General features: G+C 34.8%; 12 protein-coding genes. 3 read left to right on the top strand and 9 right to left on the bottom strand.

Features of this window, described 5'->3' with window-relative positions:
* Positions 1–40 precede the first annotated feature (40 nt).
* Positions 41–874 carry a shikimate 5-dehydrogenase gene (locus Q0K76_RS02880; protein ID WP_294610977.1) on the bottom strand — a complete coding sequence of 278 codons (834 nt, stop codon included), beginning with the start codon at positions 872–874 and terminating at the stop codon, positions 41–43.
* Positions 875–944: 70 nt separating this feature from the next.
* On the opposite strand from Q0K76_RS02880, the gene Q0K76_RS02875 reads away from it, so the two are divergent.
* A complete protein-coding gene (locus Q0K76_RS02875) occupies positions 945–1274 on the top strand; it encodes a nitrous oxide-stimulated promoter family protein (RefSeq protein WP_294610975.1) in 330 nt (109 codons plus the stop codon).
* A 292-nt stretch (positions 1275–1566) separates the two neighbouring features.
* Here the strand turns inward: Q0K76_RS02875 and Q0K76_RS02870 are convergent, their stop codons facing one another.
* On the bottom strand, positions 1567–1968 hold the full coding sequence (locus Q0K76_RS02870; protein ID WP_294610973.1) for a hypothetical protein: 402 nt from the start codon (positions 1966–1968) through the stop codon (positions 1567–1569).
* A 349-nt stretch (positions 1969–2317) separates the two neighbouring features.
* Between Q0K76_RS02870 and alr the strand changes: the two genes are divergently transcribed.
* Positions 2318–3403, top strand: coding sequence for an alanine racemase (gene alr, locus Q0K76_RS02865; protein WP_294610971.1), 1086 nt, complete (start codon positions 2318–2320; stop codon positions 3401–3403).
* A 6-nt stretch (positions 3404–3409) separates the two neighbouring features.
* The gene (gene mltG / locus Q0K76_RS02860; RefSeq protein ID WP_294610969.1) at positions 3410–4429 is read left to right on the top strand and encodes an endolytic transglycosylase MltG; all 1020 of its coding nucleotides are present in this window, start codon (positions 3410–3412) and stop codon (positions 4427–4429) included.
* Positions 4430–4475: 46 nt separating this feature from the next.
* Here the strand turns inward: mltG and fdhF are convergent, their stop codons facing one another.
* The 7 genes from fdhF to trxB form a co-directional block, all read right to left on the bottom strand.
* Positions 4476–6635 carry a formate dehydrogenase subunit alpha gene (gene fdhF / locus Q0K76_RS02855; protein ID WP_294610967.1) on the bottom strand — a complete coding sequence of 720 codons (2160 nt, stop codon included), beginning with the start codon at positions 6633–6635 and terminating at the stop codon, positions 4476–4478.
* Between the two features lie 90 nt (positions 6636–6725).
* The gene (locus tag Q0K76_RS02850; protein WP_294610965.1) at positions 6726–7262 is read right to left on the bottom strand and encodes a 4Fe-4S dicluster domain-containing protein; all 537 of its coding nucleotides are present in this window, start codon (positions 7260–7262) and stop codon (positions 6726–6728) included.
* Positions 7259–9322, bottom strand: a complete 2064-nt coding sequence (gene aegA / locus Q0K76_RS02845) for a formate-dependent uric acid utilization protein AegA (protein ID WP_294610962.1) — start codon at positions 9320–9322, stop codon at positions 7259–7261. The genes Q0K76_RS02850 and aegA overlap by 4 nt, the downstream gene beginning before the upstream one ends.
* 480 nt (positions 9323–9802) lie before the next feature.
* A complete protein-coding gene (locus Q0K76_RS02840; RefSeq protein WP_294610960.1) occupies positions 9803–10453 on the bottom strand; it encodes a hypothetical protein in 651 nt (216 codons plus the stop codon).
* A gap of 621 nt (positions 10454–11074) precedes the next feature.
* A complete protein-coding gene (gene cydC, locus Q0K76_RS02835; RefSeq protein ID WP_294610957.1) occupies positions 11075–12706 on the bottom strand; it encodes a cysteine/glutathione ABC transporter ATP-binding protein/permease CydC in 1632 nt (543 codons plus the stop codon).
* Complete coding sequence (gene cydD / locus Q0K76_RS02830; protein ID WP_294610954.1) at positions 12700–14415, bottom strand: cysteine/glutathione ABC transporter permease/ATP-binding protein CydD; 1716 nt, start codon at positions 14413–14415, stop codon at positions 12700–12702. Before cydD ends, cydC begins: the two co-directional genes overlap by 7 nt.
* Before the next feature lie 15 nt (positions 14416–14430).
* Positions 14431–15384, bottom strand: a complete 954-nt coding sequence (gene trxB, locus Q0K76_RS02825; protein WP_294610951.1) for a thioredoxin-disulfide reductase — start codon at positions 15382–15384, stop codon at positions 14431–14433.
* Positions 15385–15502 lie beyond the last annotated feature (118 nt).

Here is a 15502-nt window from a genome sequence, read left to right as displayed (position 1 = left end):
GGATGATCTATAAAAGATCATCCCTTAATAAAAAAATATCTTAAATATTTTGTCTAGCAAAATTAGCAGCTTGTTTTATCAATTCATCATCTGGTCTTATGCCGGTATATAACACAAATTGTTCAACAGCTTGCAGTACCGCAACATCAGCACCGGAAATGATTTTTTTATTTAAATTTCTAGCATACTGAATCATTGGCGTCTCAATTGGCATTGCTACGACATCAAAAACAATATCGGCTTGATTTATTATCGATTCAGAGAAAGCTAACTCTTTTGCTTCAATTCCTCCAAGCATGCCAATGGGGGTAACATTAATAATTAATTGCGCTTGATTTAGCTCAATATCTTTTTCATCTTTTACCCATTTATAGTTATAACGTTTAGCTAGAGCTTCTCCTTTTGGTTGATTACGGGCTGCTATAATACCATTTTTAAATCCGGCATCATAAAAAGCACCGATAACCGCGTTTGCCATACCACCACTACCTTTTAATACAAAAGGTGTGGTATTAATAATTTGATTTGATTTTATTAGGTTTGCTACAGCCATATAATCGGTGTTATAGGCCTTTAGAAAATGATCTGTATTGACAATAGTGTTAACCGATTGAATTGATGTCACTGAATGATCCAATTCATCGATAAATTCAATACAGGCTTCTTTATATGGCATCGAAATTGCGCAACCTCGAATGGCTAATGCTTTAATCCCATAAATAGCATCTTTTAAGTTATTTGTTGTAAACGCCTTATAAATATAATTAAGATTCAGTTTTTCATACAAATAGTTATGAAAACGTGTACCAAAATTACTCGGTCTGGCCGACAAAGACATACAAACAGTGGTATCCTTATTAATAATTCTTGCCATTATAATTGATCCTTGTGATGATAATTATAATTAGTATTTTATCACTTTCTAAGTTAGTGTGAATGTCATTATGGTTGCAAATAATACGGGACCGAAAATAACACAAGAAAAAGCTACCGTTCGGGTCATGATCAACCTATATTGCTATAAAAAGCATCATATGCCACATAACCAATTGTGTGAAGATTGTAATGATCTATTACTATATGCAATGCAACGACTTACATTATGTCGATTTGGTGAGGAAAAAGCAACCTGCGAACGTTGTAGTAAACATTGTTATCGTAAGGATTATAAACAGAAAATTAAACAAGTGATGCGATTTTCAGGACCAAGAATGATGATTTATCATCCTATTATGGCTTTAAGACATCTATATAAAAATCTTATAAAAAAATAGTTTTTTATTCCATCAAAAAAGGATTTGCATGATATTTACGCCAATTTTAAATGATTGGCATAAGCTAATTCTAAATAAAATAATCATAATAAAAAGTAACCTTTTAATATTTACCCCTTTGTGTTTTTCAATTTTTATAATAAAAATTTAGCATGAAAAAACAAGTAACAATTGAGTGATGTTTAGCATTATATATTCTTAATACCAATCATCGTTCTAATTCTTACTCTGGAGAATAGACTGTTATTAATTTTGTCTTATTACCTTGATAAATAAAAATATAAGTGGTCACTCATTTTTTTATATAGGCATACTTTTTGTTTTCTGGCGAGTCGGTCGGATATTGTCTGTCTAATATAGATAACGTTGTCTTTAAAGTTAGTTGGTATTTATCTAATGACGGATTATCTTTATTTCGCTTTTCAGATAATTCCACATCCTTATAAAACTTAACTAAGCTGGCATTTTCAGTTAATTGGGAAAAATCAAACCAATCCCAAACACTCACCTTTTTTACTCCCTCATCTTTGCTTGACACCCAACCGACAATTGGGCGGTTTCTCGCGTCAAGTGCTGCAACTTTCCACCATAAAGTGTCTTGTTCATCTTTTGCTCGTTTATCTCGTGAGGTGAGTGTTTTATCGTTTAGCGATAACAGTAATGGTAAATCTGTTATTTGAGTGCTTTTTGCCAACTCACTAGCTTGTAGAGGATGTTGACTTCAGGCCACCTAGAGATTTTTAGATGAATATTTATTTTGGTTTTTAATTTTATTTAAGCAATACAGATTAAAACAGGATAGGGCAATACAAGTAAAATTAATATCGCAATGATCAATCAAACCAAATTTGATCTCGAAATAATTCCATGAATTGTTGCTATAATAAATAATATCAATATGTTATAGATATTAATTTAGCTTGATTTAATAGGATTTTATGTTGTTTCGAGATAGAAACTAAAAAAATTGGTCATTTTTTAATTGTGATTATAATAAACAATCTTTACAATAACCTATTGATATAAAAGTTAGGTTGTATTAGATGTCTATTGCTGTAGTAGAAATTGATCGTAAAGCTATTCTCCATAATATTGATTATTTTAGAAAAAATTTCCCCGATAAGGAGATTGTTGCTATTGTTAAGGCCAATGCTTATTCGCATGGCATGTTAGGAATAGCTGAGTTACTATGTGATAAGGTTGATGGTTTTGGTGTAGCGCGAGTTTCTGAGGCATTGGCTTTGCGGAAAATCGGTATTATTACGCCTATTTTATTATTAGAGGGGTTTTTCCCACACGATGATATTGGTATTTTGATTGATTTTAATTTACAAACTGTTATTCATAGTCAATGGCAAATTGATGCTTTAAATGATATTGCCATGGAAAAGCAAATTACAGCATGGTTTAAACTTGATACGGGTATGCATCGTTTAGGTTTTAATATCGATGAAGCGCTTTCGGCATTCAATCGCTTAGCATGTTGCCCTGTTGTGCGTAAACCCATTCATCTTATAAGTCATTTTAGTTCAGCAGACGAACTCACTTTAGAACAAACAGCAAAACAAATACAACTGTTTGAACAGTTTATTGCATCAATTGAAGAAAAAACCTTAATCGGTAACTGTTCCATTGCAGCCTCAGGTGGAATATTAGCTTGGCCTTTGTCTCATTATGATGCTATTCGTCCCGGAATAGCGTTATATGGTGTTTCTCCTTTTAAACAACCTATTAGCGAATTAAAGCCGGCAATGACGTTTAAATCTGAATTGATTACCGTTCGGCAGCATAAAAAAGGCGAAGCTGTTGGTTATGGGCAAATTTGGTCAAGCCCTAAGGATACTAAATTAGGTGTGGTGGCAATGGGGTATGGTGATGGTTATCCACGTAGTATTGCTGAAAATACACCGGTTTTAATCAATGGGCGACGAGTTCCGATTGTCGGGCGAGTTTCAATGGATATGATTGTGGTTGATTTAGGTAATGACGGTCAAGACCAACCCGGTGATGAAGTTATTTTTTGGGGTAAAGGTTTACCCGTCGAAGAAATTGCAACCCATACAGGTATTAGTGCCTATGAATTATTAACGCGCTTAACGACACGAGCAAAAATACACTATATAAATTAAATCGTTATGATTAAAAAGATTTTTCTATTTACTTTACTTACTTTTTTACTAATCGGTGGTTGTGCTGTAAGTATCAGTTATTATTTTTTACATCAATTTGCTAAGCAATCAATTCATGTGACGGATGATAATAAGATGTTTATCCTAAAAAAAGGAACATCACTTCATCAATTAGTTTCGCAAATTAAAGAAAGTAAGTTAATAGATAAGGCTTATTTGCTTCCTTATTTGTATAAATTGGATCCTGCTTATAGTTCCATTAAAGCAGGAACTTATCTATTACAACCACATATGACAGTTGAAGAATTTTTAAAATTATTGGTTTCAGGCAAGGAAAATAGTTTTTCAATTCAATTTGTCGAAGGTAAACGTGCTAAAGATTGGTTAGAAGTACTTAAAAATACGCCTTATGTTCAGCAAACGTTAGCTGGAAAGACAAATCAAGAGCTCGCTCAATTGTTAGGAATTGAAGGTTCTATTGAAGGTTGGTTATCCCCAAATACTTATCTTTATAGTGCTGATACGTCAGATATTGATATATTAAAGCGTGCACATAAAACCATGAAAAGTAATTTACAAAAAATCTGGAATAAACGTGATAGTGATCTTCCATACCAATCTCCTTATGAATTATTAATTCTTGCCTCTATTATTGAAAAAGAAACTGGATTAAGCTCAGAAAGAGCTAATGTAGCTTCGGTATTTATTAATCGTTTACGTTTAAATATGAAGTTACAAACTGATCCAACGATTATTTATGGTCTAGGGGATAATTTCAGTGGAACTATCAAACGTGCCCATTTAACTGATACTAATAATCCTTATAACACTTATGTTATTTATGGTTTACCTCCGACGCCAATTGCAATGCCAAGTCTAGCTTCACTAGAAGCTGCTGCGCATCCTGCTAAAACTAATTATTTATATTTTGTCGCCACTGGTTTCGGCGGTCATACCTTTTCAGACACCTATGCTAAGCACCAACAAGCGGTTAATGAGTATCGTAAGCGAAAGGGTAAAAATTAAATTTTAATTGATTACTGCATTAAGATAATGCAGTAATCAATTTATATTAAGCTACTTCAGCTAGTGATCTTAATCGATTTTTTAGTTCACTATAAAGATTTTTCACATATTGTTCAGCCCATTTTTGATCTTCAATATGACTGACTTTAACTGCTGAATATTTATATTCAGGTGTTCTAGATACCGGATCAAGATGATCTAATGTCAATTCATTACAGGCACCAATCCACCATTGATACGTCATATAAACAGCACCTTTGTTGACTCTTGGATTGATATTAGCACGTGTAATAATTTTGCCGCGGCGTGATTCAACATAGACTAATTCTTGGTCAGTAATATCCAAGCTATGTGCATCATCAGGGTGAATTTGTACAAAACCCGGTTCATCGGCTAATGCTTGTAGTGGACGACAATTCCCTGTCATTGAACGGCAAGAATAGTGCCCCACTTCTCGTACTGTACATAGTATCATTGGATAATCTTCATTGACTTTATCTTTTGGCGGGATCCATTCTGCAGTAGTAAGTAAACCTTTACCATTTGGTCGGTCAAATTTATTGTCTTTATAAAGATAAGGTGAACCAGGGTGATCTTCAGTCGGGCATGGCCATTGAACATAGCCTAATCCCGCTAGTTTTTCATAAGTTGCACCTTTATACTGATCGCAAAGCATGCGAAGTTCATCCCAAATTTCTTTGGTGTTGTTATAATGCATTGGGTAGCCCAATTTGGTTGCAATTAAACTGATAATCTCCCAATCGACTTTAACATCACCAGTAGGTTCAATTGCTTTTTCGAAATGTTGAAAACCACGGTCGGCACTGGAATAAACACCTTCATGCTCTCCCCATGATGTGGCTGGAAGAATAACATCTGCTTCGGCCGCTGTTTTTGTCATGAAAATATCTTGTACAACTAAAAAATCAACTTGTTTAAATGCTTTGCGTAATTCAGACAAATCTGGATCAGTTTGTAACGGATCTTCACCTAAAATATAATAACCCTTTATTTTTCCTTCTAAAATACGATGAGGCACTTCTGTAATAGTGCAACCGGGATTTTCTGGTAACGATTCAACATTCCAAGCCTTGGCAAACTTATTTCGAACATTAATATCATTTACTTTCTGATAACCTGGATAATCTTTAGGTGTTGCACCCATGTCACAAGCACCTTGGACATTGTTTTGCCCACGTACGGGACCTACACCAACATTTGGACGACCTAAATTACCTGTGATTAATGCCATACTGGATAAACCTTTGATAACGTCAGTACATTGTCCCCATTGTGTGACGCCCATTCCCCAAAGAATTGTCGCGGCAGATGATTTGCCATACATATGTGCGGCTTCACGAATTTGTGCAGCGCTTAATCCAGTAATCCCTTCAACATATTCAGGCGTGTATTTATCAACGATAGCTTTGAGTTGATCAAATCCTTCGGTATATTTATCAACGTAATCTTGCTTATAAAGATTTTCGTTGATCAGTACATTTAAGAAGGCATTGACCAATGCCATGTTACTGCCATTTTTGAGTGGTAGCCAAAGATCTGCAATGCGTGCGGTTTCAATATAACGCGGATCGCAAACAATAATTTTTGCACCTTTCTGTTTCGCTTTTATAATTCGACGTGCAACAATTGGGTGAGAATCGGCAGCATTATAACCAAAGACTAATATACATTTGGTATCTTCAATTTCGACGATTGAATTACTCATTGCACCATTACCCAACGTCACTTGCAATGCAGCAACAGATGGCCCGTGACAAACACGCGCGCAATTATCAATATTATTGGTACCAATTACTGCGCGCGCAAATTTTTGCATTACATAATTGGTTTCATTACCGGTTCCACGGGATGAACCGGTTAGCATGATTGAATCAGGACCATATTTAGATTTAATGTCAGCTAAACGATTGGCAACATAATTTATTGCTTCATCCCAACTTACTGCTTCAAAATCGCCACCTTTTTGTCGGCGAATCATTGGGGTTTTAAGGCGTGGTGTTAAAATTTTGGTATCATTTAAAAAATCCCAACCATAATAACCTTTTAAACAAAGTTCACCTTGGTTAGTTATGCCATTTGCACCTTCTGCGGCAATGATTTTATTATTTTCAACGACTAAATTAATTTTACATCCTGATGCGCAATATGGGCAAACAGTTAATGCTTTTTTAGTATTATGCTCCATTGTCTATATCCTCCAAGAATATTGATGATATAAAGTTTTTTATTATTTTAGTTTTACTATAAACCTGTTATAAAAAACTCGCAATTACGTCTAAAGTTGTATAAATAAATTTATTTCTTCTAATGCTGTACGTTTTTGTTTATCTTGGATTAATTTATCAATATTACGTGGTTCTACTATTGATAAAGTATCGGTTGGACAAACATTAACGCAAGCAGGGCCAGTTGGATTATCGATACATAAGTCGCACTTAATTGCTTGTGTTTGATAACCTTCATTACCAGTTGATTGGTTATTTATTTTTTCGGATGTAACAACATTCATAGCACCAAAAGGACACGCAATCACACACGTTTTACAACCTATGCAACGTTCTTGGATAATTTGGATGCTATTTGCCTTACGAATAATGGCATTAGTTGGGCACGCATTGGCACACGGTGCATTATCACATTGACGGCACATAACGGGTACGGTGACGGTCATTCCTGTGATAACTTTTAAACGCGGTTGAAAATTGTTGAGAATAATATCCTTGCCATCTGAATGTGACATGACGCAAGCTAATTCACAGGTTTTACAGCCAATACATTTGTTAGCATCAGCAATAATAAAACGATTAGTCATGATGCTTTCACCTCTATTTGTGATTCGTTAGTATCATCCATAGTACTATTGTCGATATTAAGATATTGCATCATACTTTTTGCTGCCATTCGCCCATCTGCAATAGCGGTAACGACTAAGTCAGCTCCTCGCACAATATCACCACCAGCAAAAATTTTCGGATTATCAGTTTGGCAAGCTAGTTTTTGACTGGGTATTGGAATGGCGGCAATGGTGCCTCGGCGATTTATTTGCACACCTTCTGCTTGTAACCACGAGATATCATGAGGAGCAAATCCAAAAGCTATAATGACCATATCTGCTTCCAGCACAAATTCAGAACCTGCAATTGGTTGAGGACTGCGACGTCCTTTCGCATCAGGATCGCCAAGTTCAGTTTTAACCATGCGAATGCCAATGACTTGCCCTGATTCATTAACTTCAATTTTAATTGGTTGCATCATAAACATGAATTGCGCACCTTCTTCACGGGCATTTTTGACTTCTTTTTTGGAACCGGGCATATTGTTCTCATCTCGCCGATAAGCGCAAGTTACACTAGTTGCACCTTGTCGAATGGCTGTACGCAGACAATCCATCGCAGTATCACCACCGCCAAGCACGACTATACGTTTATCTTTAGTGTTGATATAGGGTTGAGATGCAAGTTCAGGTAATCCCATTATATGTTTAGTATTAGCGGTTAAAAAATCCAATGCTTGATACACACCTTGTGCATCTTCATTTTCTAATCGAGCTTTTAATGATGCATAAGTTCCAATACCAGTAAAAATTGCATCATAGTTATTCAGCAATTCGGTCATGGCAATGTCTTTGCCAATTTCGGTATTGAGCTGAAATTCAACTCCCATAGCAGAAAAAATCTCGCGGCGACGTATCATAATCTCTTTTTCAAGTTTAAAATTGGGGATACCAAAAGTTAGCATGCCACCGATTTCTGGATGACGATCGAATACTATCGGTTTAATTCCCTTTCTCACTAATACATCAGCACAAGCTAACCCAGCAGGTCCGGCACCGATTATTGCCACTTTTTTATCGGTCATCTTGGCACAAGTCGTTTCTGGACGCCAACCTAAATTAAATGCAGTTTCGGTAACATATCGTTCGATATTACCAATTGTCACGGCATCATTTTCATTTTTTAGCGTACATGAACCCTCACATAAACGATCTTGTGGACAAACTCGACCAGTAATTTCAGGTAGGCTATTAGTACTATTTGATAATTCTGCTGCTTCTATTATACGACCTTCTTTAGCTAATTTGATCCAATGTGGAATGCGATTATGAAGCGGGCATGTCCATTCGCAAATTGAATTGGGTCCACAACTTAGACAGCGTGAAGATTGAAGTTGTGCCTGTTGCTTAGTAAAACCATAATAAATTTCATTGTAAGTATGTTTGCGTTCATCAAGCGGTTTTTTGTCAGGATCTTCACGAGGAATATTAACTAACTTTGTAAAGGGTGTTTCTTCACTGGTAAAAGGTGAGAATTGTTTATTAATAATCAGGCGATCTGGAGTAGTTCCAAAAGCTGCTTGCTGTAGTTTTTGTTGTCGTTGTTGTTTGATTTTATCCAAGCTAGCTAATTTAATTGATCCAGTAGGACAGGCATCTATACAAGCTGGACTATGTCGACGCTCATCACAAAGATCGCATTTATGCGCAATAATTTTATTCAATACACCTTCAGTATTACCAACACCAAGAATCCCTTCTATTGATTCATCAACCATACGGATAGCACCGAAAGGGCAAGCAAGAACACAGGCTTTACAGCCTATACATTGTGATTTGTTAAGATGAACTTTTTCATTACTTTGCATTAATGCCTTAGTAGGGCATGATTTAACACAAGGTGCATTTTCACATTGCCGACATGCTAATGCGGTATATGCTTTTTTTCTACCCTGAGTGATTTTATGGACTTTTATTCTAGGTTGAAATTGCTCTTTTATATCAGGGTGCTTACCTTGGTGATAGGTTAATACACAGGCAACTTCGCAGGCATGGCAGCCGATACAAGTTTGAGGATTGGTAATAATAAATTGTGTCATTTTTACTCCGATTATAAAAAAACAAGCACAACAAATAGTAGGTAAGCCAATTAATTTATTAGAATTTGCTTTCCCACTTAAATTGCTGTTCTTGTACTATTACTGCTTCTTGTAATTATTATTTTTTATAATCAAAGCTCAAACTAAGTGCTATTATAAATAGATTTAGTAATATTTAAATAATCAAAAAATAATAATAGTTATTTTTCAGTATTAATTTTATGTTTCATTATTTTTTTCGTGCTGATTTTTATGCAATAAAAAAGTTAAATTTTGATTTACATCAAACGTTTTTTATTGATTTGTTTGCCTAATAAATAGACTTATGATTAACTTAAAGATTGATCATTAATTATATGGATGCATTTTTGCGGATGATATAAAAAAGAGTAATGAGTAATTAAAGTCTGTCAGGTTAAATTTGAACAGCAATAACAAATATTGGTAAAAAGTTAGCAATACAATAAATTAAATACAATATTATACATCTGGATTATAACCATTAAATAACCATTTATCCCATTTTTCGTGGGGAGGATTTTTTACCAGATATTCTTTTTTTTCATCATAACTTAATGATTCCCAAAAACGTTCCCAATCTTGACGCCATGGACCATGCCGATGACCAAAAGTAATATCAGAAAAAATTAACCAAGGTGGCGTCATGGTAAATTTATGCAGACTAATGGTTTTTAATAATAATAGATCATTGGTGATTAAATGAATAAAGACATCCGTCATATTTGAATCGGTATTAAAAGGATCGGTAACGTCAGACACCTCGCTATGCATTATGATGGTTTTATTTTTTAACTGATAAATATCGTATCCATGTCTGTGTAATGCAGGATATATATAACCATGAGTTTTAATTAAACTGAATAAATCTTTCAATTCATAATCTCTTATTACTGATGAAAATTGCATGGCATTAAGTGCAGGTGTGAAATCAAAAAATTTCAATTGCGCGCTATTTTTTATTATTTTTTTTTCAGATTCATCGAGTAAAAAAGTAAAAAACTGCTTAAGTTTACGTCGGGAATACTTTAAATTATTTAAATAAATCTGAATATACATTTTTGTATAATCAATTTTTCTATTTTTAAATAACGTTAATAGATTAATTTTCATATATCCTATCTGCAACAAAATAAGGCGAAACGTTATACCATTTTATTAACACATTGATCCTCTACAAAATATTAAACCGCCTAACCCAATAATTTTGTTATTTCGGTAAAATAATTGATCATATGCTTATGGCAATATCCATCATTAGTAAATTGACGATGGATTCGATTATAATAGAGTTGAATGGATGTAAAAAGTCACTTTTTTGTTTACTCTCATGTTTTGTCATAACAATGATTAATAATGTTAATTTTAAGGTATCAAAATACTTTCAGCCAACGTATTATCTGAGCAATTGCCTAATTGGCTTATACTTTATTGTTATCCATTTACCCTAATAATTGTTTAAGACCAGCACAGTAATATTGGCCTTTTTGATCGCTAAGTATCAAAATTATTTGAGGAAATTGGCTCCTAAATTACGCTTTTTGTTACGTATTACATACTAAGTAATAGTCATGAGTGTAGTTAATTTGCTTTCCAATCATTTTATGCCATATAAATCAATAATGACACACAAATAAATGACTAATCTTTTTTAGTGTCACTATTATTTTAGTTAAGCTTTGTGCTTAATCTTTCAATTCAAGTCAGTTTGTAAATTTAGCTAACGTTTGATTGTTAAAGTGAAATAATTCGATCAAACAATGGATTATTGGTTAAACGGTGAGTAGCCATAATCAGTGTTTTTCCCTGACAAGATTGCTTAATTAAGGCAATGATCTGTTGTTCCGTTTGTTGATCGAGGCTTTCGGTTGGTTCATCCATTACGATTAATGGCGAGTTATGCAGTAATGCTCTGGCAATACCGATACGGCGAATTTCACCGCCTGAAAGTTGCCGTCCACCTTGCCCAAGCAGTAAATCTAAGCCTATTTGGGTGGTTAGTAATTTGTCTAATCCTACTTGATGTAGCACTTCAATTAATTGTTGGTCAGTTGCTTGCTGATTACCAATAAGTAAATTCTGCCTTAGGCTATCACTAAATATTGTGATAATTTGCGGTACCACGGCGATAGCTTGTCGCAACGTTCTTTCGTCAAGTTGCTTAATTGAAACATCATTAAAATAAATATTACCGGAATTAGGTTCCCAAGTACGATTAATTAGACTTAATAATGTTGATTTGCCACAACCAGTTTTACCAATTAAACCAATATGTTCACCATTTTGTACGGTTAACGAAAAGTTACTTAATACACTAAATGGTTGCTTGGGGTAGCTAAAATTAATTTGCTTAAATTGTAACTTGGCCGAAGCTAAATCAATCATTTGCCCTTGTGTGACAAATTTAATATCTGGTGTTTGATTAAACACCTCGGTGGTACGAGTAGCTGAAGTTAAAACCTGTCCTAAAAAGATAAATGCCCCCGGAATCGGAGTTAAAATTTCGGCATTAGCTAGACAGACAAACACAAATAAAGCCACTATTGGTGATAAAGTATATTGAGTAATTAACCATAAAACGAGCAACGTCAAAAATCCTACAATTAGTAATATGACAGCGCTAGATAATGCCATTAATGTAGATTGACGTTGTTGATTGTGAAGCCAATTTGCTTCTAATTCATCCAATTTAATTCGGTAACGGTGTTGAGCATTAAAAAGGGTTAGCTCAGCTTGCCCTTGTAGATAGTTAATTAATTGCAAACGATATTCATTTTGTTGTTGAGCTAGTGTTACACCTAACTGCTTGCCAGCCTGATAGAAGATAATAGGTATGGCCAGTAAAGTAACCGTAAGTATGATAGTAATGATTAGTGCAATAGGTAGATTAATGGTGCTTAATCCAGCAAATAACATCACAATTATGATTAATGCTGTTACTATTGGTGAAAATAGCTTTAAGTAAAGATGATCTAATGCATCAATATCCACAATAAAACGATTTAGCAGATCAGCCCGTTGATATTGAGCGAGTTGATAGGAGCTGAGTGGTAAAATCTTTCGAAAAGCTAAAGTTCTGAGATAAGCAAGAATTTTAAACGTTGTATCATGATCTACTAATCGTTCTAAATAACGAGCAGTGGTGCGCATGATGGCTGCACCACGCACGCCAGCGGCGGGTAACATATAATTAAATGTATATAACCCAGCTACACCAACAACGGCGGTAGAAGCTAAAAACCAGCCTGATAATGATAATAAAAAAATGCTAGCAAAAAGTGTAAGAATTGACAGTAATAAGCCAAGTAAAATCTGCCAAAAATAGTGTTTATAAAGCGCTATATAAGGTCGTAAAATGGCTAGCATAAATGTTCCTTAATATCACAATGTAATTTCCCGTTTACCAATTGCCATATTTGGTCAAACTTCTGTATATCGTCAGTTTGATGAGTGATGGTAATACTATTAGATGCGATGTGATGCTGATCTATGTTTTGCACAGTTTGCTTATCTAAGCTTGCGGTAGGTTCATCGAGAATCAGTAATTGACAAGGTTTTAACATCGCCCTTGCTAAAGCGATACGTTGTGCTTGTCCAACTGATAATCGCACCGCATCTTCACCCACAAACGTATCAAGACCTTTGGGTAACTTAGTTATTACTTCAGTTAATTGTGTTTTAGTAATCACCGACCAAAGTTCTTCATTAGTAGCATTTGGTTTGCCAAGTAAAATATTTTCACGTACGGAACTGTTGATTAGGTAAGGAATTTGTCCAATCCAACTAATCTGACGTTGCCATTCGGTTAGATCCAATTGGTTAAATTCAATACCATTTACCTTCAATGAACCTTGATAAGGCAGAAAACCAAGTAAGACATGCATTAATGAGGTTTTACCTTCACCACTGGTCCCTATTAATGCTAATTTAAACGGAGTTTGCAGTGTAAACGATAAGGGGCCAACAATAGGTTGGCTATCAATTGACAAGACAATAAGATTGTTTACTTCGATAGTATGTAATGGTTCATCTAACCTTAATTTGGTGGCATTTGTAGTGGCAAATTGTTGCGGTGTTTTTTTATTTAAAAAAGCTTCTATATTATCGGCAGCGGCGATCGCTTCGGCTTTGGCATGATAATAAGTGCCTAAGTCACGTAAAGGTTGGAAAAACTCAGGTGCTAAAATTAAAGCAAAAAATCCAGCAAACAAAGTTACAATACTGTTATATGCACCAAAGTGAAACTCACCCAAATAAGAAAAACCAAAGTAAACCGCAACAATGGCAATTGAAATTGAGGTAAAAAATTCTAAAACGGCTGAAGATAAAAATGCTATTTTTAATACTTGCATCGTTTTAACCCGGAAATTCTCAGCAGCGCGCTGGATCTCTTGTGCCTGTTTTTCCCCTTGATTAAACAATCGGATAGTATTAATACCTTTCAAACGATCGAGAAAGTGACCACTTAAATAAGCCAGTGCTTTAAAGTGACGTCGATTAATATCAGCTGCTCCCATACCAACTAAAATCATAAAAATAGGAATTAAGGGGGCAGTACAAAGTAAAATTAATGCGGCCGCCCAGTTGAAAGGTAAGATTGCGATACAAATTAAAATTGGCGCCATACTTGCCAATCGCATCTGTGGTAAATAATGGGCATAAAAATTCTGGAGATTATCTACTTGTTCGATTAATAAAGTACTCCAGGCTCCAATAGTGCTTTGATTTAAAGATGCAGGACCAAGTAATTCAATGTGATTAATTAACGTGTGCCGGATTAGTTTGCGAACTTTACATCCCATAGTGAAATTAATTTTTTCACGTAAGTAAATTAACCCAACTCTACATATTAATATGATAATTAAAGAAAAAAAGTAAGTTAGAATTTTGGAAAAACCGAGTTGTTCAATGATTAATTTTTGTAAAATGATTGCTAATAATGCGGCTTGCAGAATTATTAAAATTGTTATTATAAAGCCAGTTAAAGCAGAAAGATGCAAATCTGATTTATAGATCTTGGCATGTTGCTTCAACCAACCAAGTAAATAGGTTTGACGGTTTTTATCTAATGACATAGATATTATTACTTTTTATTTTAGGTTATCCAAATAGTATTCTGCATCTAATGCAGCCATGCAACCCGTGCCCGCCGAAGTGATCGCTTGTCGATAAATATGGTCCATCACATCTCCTGCGGCAAAAATACCCTCTATACTAGTTTGCGTTGCATTACCTTGCGTGCCAGATTGCACTTTAATATATCCGTCATTTAATTCCAATTGACCTTCAAAAATAGCGGTATTGGGTTTATGACCGATGGCAATAAATAACCCTAATATTGCAAGCTCTTCACTAATATTGGGATCTTGTGTACTTAGTAACCTAACACCGGTTACCCCCATATTATCACCAAGCACTTCATCAATAATCCGGTGAGTATGCAGAATTACTTTGCCTTGCGCTATTTTTTCCGCTAAACGATTCATTAATATTTTTTCAGCACGGAACACATCACGACGATGAATTAGATGAACTTCACTCGCGATGTTAGCCAAATAGAGCGTTTCTTCAATAGCTGTATTACCACCACCCACTACAGCAACTTTTTGGTTGCGATAAAAAAAACCATCACAAGTTGCGCAAGCTGAAACTCCTTTGCTTTTAAATGCTTGTTCAGAAGGTAGACCTAGATATTGGGCTGAAGCACCCGTGGCAATAATTAACGCATCACAACTATATTGAGTTTCACTGCCATAGAGCTTAAAAGGTTTATGACTAAAATCAACTCGCTCGATCTGATCTAAAATAATTTCGGTATTAAACCTTTCTGCATGTTCTTTCATTTTATTCATTAGTTCAGGACCAGTTAAATCTGGTGCACCAGCAGGCCAATTTTCGATATTTGTAGTAGTAATAAGTTGTCCTCCTTCTTGTATTCCTGTGATGAGGACTGGCGAAAGGTTTGCTCTGGCTGCATAAACTGCAGCCGTATATCCAGCCGGACCAGAGCCTAGTATTAATAAACGTGCATGTTTAATTTTCATATTAAATCCTTACAAACTGTATATATGCAATGTAACAATACTAACTTATTGCTAATGAACAAGATTTTAATCAAAATTTAGTTATTATTATCAAGTCTAACATTATCAAACTTATTCG

This window comes from uncultured Gilliamella sp., from assembly GCA_945271295.1.
In the GTDB taxonomy this organism is placed as follows: Bacteria; Pseudomonadota; Gammaproteobacteria; order Enterobacterales; family Orbaceae; genus Gilliamella.
This window is presented reverse-complemented; position numbering and strand designations above follow the sequence as displayed.

Excerpts from the sequence above, each read along its gene's own strand:
- fdhF (WP_294610967.1), bottom strand. The coding sequence starts at position 6,635 with ATGGAGCATAATACTAAAAAAGCATTAACTGTTTGCCCATATTGCGCA.
- mltG (WP_294610969.1), top strand. The coding sequence starts at position 3,410 with ATGATTAAAAAGATTTTTCTATTTACTTTACTTACTTTTTTACTAATC.
- Q0K76_RS02875 (WP_294610975.1), top strand. The coding sequence starts at position 945 with ATGGTTGCAAATAATACGGGACCGAAAATAACACAAGAAAAAGCTACC.
- Q0K76_RS02880 (WP_294610977.1), bottom strand. The coding sequence starts at position 874 with ATGGCAAGAATTATTAATAAGGATACCACTGTTTGTATGTCTTTGTCG.
- cydC (WP_294610957.1), bottom strand. The coding sequence starts at position 12,706 with ATGCTAGCCATTTTACGACCTTATATAGCGCTTTATAAACACTATTTT.
- aegA (WP_294610962.1), bottom strand. The coding sequence starts at position 9,322 with ATGACACAATTTATTATTACCAATCCTCAAACTTGTATCGGCTGCCAT.
- Q0K76_RS02840 (WP_294610960.1), bottom strand. The coding sequence starts at position 10,453 with ATGAAAATTAATCTATTAACGTTATTTAAAAATAGAAAAATTGATTAT.
- trxB (WP_294610951.1), bottom strand. The coding sequence starts at position 15,384 with ATGAAAATTAAACATGCACGTTTATTAATACTAGGCTCTGGTCCGGCT.
- cydD (WP_294610954.1), bottom strand. The coding sequence starts at position 14,415 with ATGTCATTAGATAAAAACCGTCAAACCTATTTACTTGGTTGGTTGAAG.
- alr (WP_294610971.1), top strand. The coding sequence starts at position 2,318 with ATGTCTATTGCTGTAGTAGAAATTGATCGTAAAGCTATTCTCCATAAT.
- Q0K76_RS02850 (WP_294610965.1), bottom strand. The coding sequence starts at position 7,262 with ATGACTAATCGTTTTATTATTGCTGATGCTAACAAATGTATTGGCTGT.